This window comes from Microcystis sp. M49636_WE2, assembly GCF_030065375.1.
Taxonomy (GTDB): domain Bacteria; phylum Cyanobacteriota; class Cyanobacteriia; order Cyanobacteriales; family Microcystaceae; genus Microcystis; species Microcystis aeruginosa_C.
Genome location: NZ_JASJFG010000053.1, coordinates 1 through 5,066, shown reverse-complemented (window position 1 = coordinate 5,066; position 5,066 = coordinate 1). Strand labels below are relative to the sequence as shown.

Sequence of the window (5,066 nt, the reverse complement as noted above, 5' to 3'; positions counted from 1 at the left end):
TGAATTATGAATTATGAATTATGAATTATGAATTATGAATTATGAATTATGAATTATGAATTATGAATTATGAATTATGAATTATGAATTATGAATTATGAATTATGAATTATGAATTATGAATTGGGAAGTGGGGTGTAGGGTGTGGGGTGTGGGGTGTGGGAATTGGGGAATTGGGGAAGTGGGGAATTGGGGAATTGGGGAATTGGGGAGAGGGGAGAATAAATAAAAATAATCTCCTATCTCCTGACTCCTATCTCCTGACTCCTATCTCCTGACTCCTATCTCCGGAATCCTGACTCCTGACTCCTGACTCCTGACTCCTGACTCCCAACCCCACCAACAAACTTTTTGCCGCAAACCCTAATTATAAATAGACTTTTAATAACCAAAGAAAGAAAGGAATAGTCAGAAAACTAGCAAGGGTAGTGACCACAACTGTGCGGGCCATTAAAGCTGCTGAACCACCGAATTCTGTGACTAAAATGACAGTATTAACGGCGGTGGGCATGGCACTTTGTAGGATGAGAATTTTTAGATCCATACCAGTTAATCCTAAACTATTGCCGATCGCAAATGCCAAAAGAGGAGCGACTAAAAGACGCAAACAGACCCCTAATAATTCTAATTTACCGATCGCTAATTTTTGCTGAGATAATTGGATACCTAGGATAATTAAAGCCAAAGGAATTGCCGCTTGTCCCAGATAGCTAACACTTTTATCTAATTGCAGGGGAAGATGAAAAGAGAAAGTTTGAAAGCTAATGCCGATAAAAATTGACCAGATTAAGGGCAAGCGAAAAACTAGGCGAAATCCTGAAAGAAAGCTTTTTCCTCGCAAATAAGCGGGACTAATACCAAATAAAAGAATACTAGAGCCAATCATATAGATTATCGCTCTTTCCAGTCCGGCCGCACCCAGGGCAAAACTAGCCACCGGTAAACCCATATTACCGTTATTGGGCATCACGGCGGCAGCCATGAGGCTTTTGCGGGTATCATCATCGAGACTGAGACAATAGGCCATAATTTCGACGACAATCACCATTACCAATGAAATAAGGGCAAAGCCTAGGAGAATTAAACCGATATTGCTGGCGGATAAAGTGGTGCGATAGAGTCCATCAATCACCAAAGCGGGGGCAAGAATATATACCGTGATTTGGGAAAGGGAATGCACTTCCACAGTGAGAATTTTTCCTGCTATCACACCGATGAGGATGATAAAACCCACTGGAACAATAGCGGAGAGGATGACAAGCATTAATCAGGTAAAAAGTAAATAGTAAACAGAAAAAACTTATCTGATTTTTTAACAGATTTCTGTTATATCTTCATATAAAGATTCGATCGCACAGTGAAAATCGATACTAGCTAGATAAATATCTGCTCCTTTGCTGTAGGGATAAAGAACCCAGAATCCTTCGTCATTGCGACGAAAACAATCTACACTGATGCGTTCTTGACTGATAAGAACGTATTCTTCTAAAGTTTCAAGGGAACGATAGTCGGCAAATTTATCGCCCCGATCTCGCTTCGCGAGCGCGTTGCGAGCAAAAGCAGCAGTAGTGGGGGATAATACTTCTACAATCAAGCGCGGATAACGGATAAAATCTTCCGAGAAAGACCGATTATCTCGCGAGTCGCAAGTGACCACAAGATCGGGATAAAAATAACTATTAGCTATTTCTAGACGAACTTTCATATCTGTGGCATAGACAAGACAACCACTACCCCGCAGCCGGTTTTTTAAAAGTGTGGCTAAGTTGATAATAATCATACCATGGGCTTTACTTGCACCAGCCATGGCGTAGGTTTGACCGCGAATGTATTCGTGTTTATCCTTGGCTATTCTCTCCGTTGCTAAATAATCTTCCGGGGAAAGATAGTTATGGTCAAAGTTAGCAATCATTTGGTTAAATCACCTTTATTGTCTCTAAAATCAATTCTAACTCTCGATCGAGGAGCGGTACATTTTAAAAAATTGTCTGACCAACACCTGCCAATTTTGCCAGTTGCTCGGCAAATTGTTGAGCTAATTGACCGGCTCGGACAATATCTAGTAAAAAAGCCTTATCCCGCCACATAAATCACTTGTGCTGTCTCTAAAATCTCTCGTTGACGAATCCAATTATGACTCTGCTCGATCGATTTTTTCGTTAGCAAATCAACTTTCCGTCCCAATAAATTCTCTAATTCCCGTTTCATCCTCGAAAACTCCAGAAGTCCCCAAGAAACACTATCGGCTCTCTTGGGTTTGGTGGGTAAAATGTATTCTAAGATACATTCCTGCCAGTGAGCGACTGGAACGAACCACAAAGACACAAAGGACACAAAGATTGATCGGTTCTATAAAGGGGAATTATCGCTAACCACACGAAAACCGATATCATAGAGTCCAGCAGTAGCCAGAAATTTGACCCGGTAGGCCGAGCGACATTTGTTAGGGCCGTCATTCCAGGAACCCCCGCGTAAAACTCGTCTGTCCCTATCTTCTATTGTGGCTGCTTCGTAGTTATCGCGCCAGTAATCTGCACACCATTCCCTGACATTTCCGTGCAGATCGTAGAGTCCGAAAGGGTTAGCGACGGCAAACATTCCCACCGGTGTGGTTTCTCTGCGATCGCAGCCTAGGGAACCTTCCCCATAACGACCAGAACTGCACACTTTTCCGCCATAATCCCAGTCCACCCCGGAATAGTTGGCTAAATCAGTGGAAATTGTCGGGCCGAAGTGAAAAGGGGTTGATGTTCCTCCCCGACAAGCGTATTCCCATTCTTTTTCTGCGGGTAAACGATAATTGAGTCCCGTGAGACGGGATAGGCGATCGCAAAATTCCACCGCTTCCCACCAGTTAATTTGTTCTACGGGGCGATCATAACCTTCAAAATGGGCCGGATAGGGATTAAGTTCAATATTTACTGGTTCTAATTTTGCCACCTCGCGCCATTGTCGTTGGGTGATTGGGTAGCGACTCAGGCAAAAAGCCTGAATATTAACCGGAGATTGGGGACTTTGACTCAATTTCCAGCCTAACTCGCTTTTGGGCGCACCGATGAGGTATTGACCGCTAGGGAGAGAAATCATCTCTAAAAAGGTTTTTTTGCTTAAAAAATATTTATAACCTCGATTAGTGACTTTTTCCCGTTTAATTTCCTCACCTTTGCTATTAACAGTGACCACCTCATCGGTAAAATCTAACCATTCTCCCATTCTGCACCCCTCTATCGGTTATCGGTTGATCAGGTTCAGCTGCGAGCCTAAAAACATCTCGAAACCTACCAGTTTAAGAATAACAAGACTTCGATCGCTTATCCCCCGATCAGTTTTAATTTTAATTAATTTTTTGGATTGTTCCCCCTCACTTCCCACCTTCCCACTCCCCATATTAATTGCTGGAGTGATTAACAACTTCAGGGACAATCTCTAATTCTTGTTCACCAATTATAGGTAAATGATTTTTCTGTAAACCCATAGCAGTTAAACAAGTATTGAGAGAGTTTATCGCTTGGTTATAATCCTCAATTTTTTGGTGAATTTCTTCCTGTTTGCGGGCATTATTCGCAATTTTTTCCGCCGCTTCCTGTTCTAAGGTTTGTTCTAGATAATAACGAGCTTGATTGAACTGTTGTAGAATAGTATCGGCTTGTTTTTTCGCCATTGGTATCAATTGATTTTTTAAAGTATTATTAATAGTTTGACGGAAGTTTTTCTGAATTGTCACTGATACTTTTGGCTCAAAATCTAACTTAAGTAATTGACGGATAGCGGGTTCAGCACCAAGAATACTTTCACAGTCATAACCTTGGGCAGTTTGTAGGACAGTTTGCCGAAATTGAAAGATAGAAAAAGTGCCTTCGTTGTAAAAATTGTTATTTTCTCTTACATAGCGATCACACTCTGTTCTCGCTTCGGAAACTAAGGCATGAATTAACTGATCTTCTAGCTGTTTTAGCTGATTTTCTATGCCCCCATCGTTACCCAATAAACGATAGATTTGCCGATAATAATCACCTTGCCTTACCGCATCTAAAAGACGCTGACAAAAGCGAGTAATTAAACTGGTTGACTCCTCAATTAACACATCTTCTAGCTGGTTAGACAGATAATAAAAAGCTTCTACTAATACTGCTAATAAAGGTGCTGTGGCATTGCGAGGATGGTTTAAAGTCGCTTGCGAGTAGGCATTTTTGACAGAAAAAGTATTTAATAACTCATCTAATCTTGATACCATTCTTGCTTTCAGTTTCTTAAAGTCTTCCTCAAAGTTTTCATCGCTATTAACCACGATAGCATTGACATAACCATCGATATGTTTAGTTAATTTCTCTCCCACTTCTTTTAATTCTTGATTGAGGTGATTTAACTCCAGAGCTTTCATCGCCTCAATTTCTCGTGGTTGACTTTCTAAATCACGATAAATCTCTTGATAATGATTTTTGAGAGTAATGCAGAGAGATTGTAAATCATCAGCTAAATTAGCAAACAATTGCGGACGTTTTTCTTCGGTGAGATAACGAGTAATTGCTGTGCGAAATTCTGCGATACCGCTATCAGCAATTAACTGCTCTAATAAAGGAGTTCCCCACTCACTTAAAACTCGGAAATAATTTTTATTGGGAGTTTCATAACCGTGGATGGAAACTTTAAAGGGAGTTGCCAGTAATTTACCGGAGTTGGCACAATAGTTATTAAACTCGCTGACAAATTGCGGTGTTTCTTCTTGTCCTCCTAAATTTTTCACACTTTCGGCAAAGATAGAATCTAAACCATAACGCTGATTAATATTGGTTTGATTTTTCACCTGATACCCATAAAATCCTAAAAGTCCACTGGTTTTGTAGAGGCGGGAAGTATCACGAAATTGCGTTTGAATCAGGTTTTCTAAACGTTGTTTTAGTTGGGCTGCGTACCAGGTTTCATCAATGCGGTTAAAAACATAAAAAACTCGATCACGAATACCAGCATTAGAGCGAATTTTTTCGAGTAATTCCGTTTCTTCTGTGGCTAATTCTCCCGCAGAAGCAGCCTTTAAAACACAAACCACTGCCGAAGTATCAGGATGC

At 40.7% G+C, this 5,066-nt stretch carries 5 protein-coding genes; all 5 read right to left on the bottom strand.

Annotation, left to right across the window (positions count from 1 at the left end):
- Positions 1-367: 367 nt before the first annotated feature.
- A complete protein-coding gene (locus PX484_RS01215; RefSeq protein ID WP_287766654.1) occupies positions 368-1,264 on the bottom strand; it encodes an AEC family transporter in 897 nt (298 codons plus the stop codon).
- A gap of 48 nt (positions 1,265-1,312) precedes the next feature.
- The gene (locus tag PX484_RS01210) at positions 1,313-1,912 is read right to left on the bottom strand and encodes a Uma2 family endonuclease (protein ID WP_287766656.1); all 600 of its coding nucleotides are present in this window, start codon (positions 1,910-1,912) and stop codon (positions 1,313-1,315) included.
- A 161-nt stretch (positions 1,913-2,073) separates the two neighbouring features.
- Entirely contained in the window at positions 2,074-2,325 is a 252-nt protein-coding gene (locus tag PX484_RS01205) for a hypothetical protein (protein ID WP_002801125.1), read from the bottom strand.
- Positions 2,326-2,349: 24 nt separating this feature from the next.
- Entirely contained in the window at positions 2,350-3,213 is an 864-nt protein-coding gene (locus tag PX484_RS01200; RefSeq protein ID WP_002801123.1) for a formylglycine-generating enzyme family protein, read from the bottom strand.
- Between the two features lie 175 nt (positions 3,214-3,388).
- On the bottom strand, positions 3,389-5,066 hold a 1,678-nt coding region (locus PX484_RS01195), incomplete at its 5' end, for a dynamin family protein (protein ID WP_288102687.1).

Bases quoted from the DNA above. Each gene is read 5' to 3' on its own strand.
- PX484_RS01200 (WP_002801123.1), bottom strand. From the start codon at position 3,213: ATGGGAGAATGGTTAGATTTTACCGATGAGGTGGTCACTGTTAATAGC.
- PX484_RS01215 (WP_287766654.1), bottom strand. From the start codon at position 1,264: ATGCTTGTCATCCTCTCCGCTATTGTTCCAGTGGGTTTTATCATCCTC.
- PX484_RS01210 (WP_287766656.1), bottom strand. From the start codon at position 1,912: ATGATTGCTAACTTTGACCATAACTATCTTTCCCCGGAAGATTATTTA.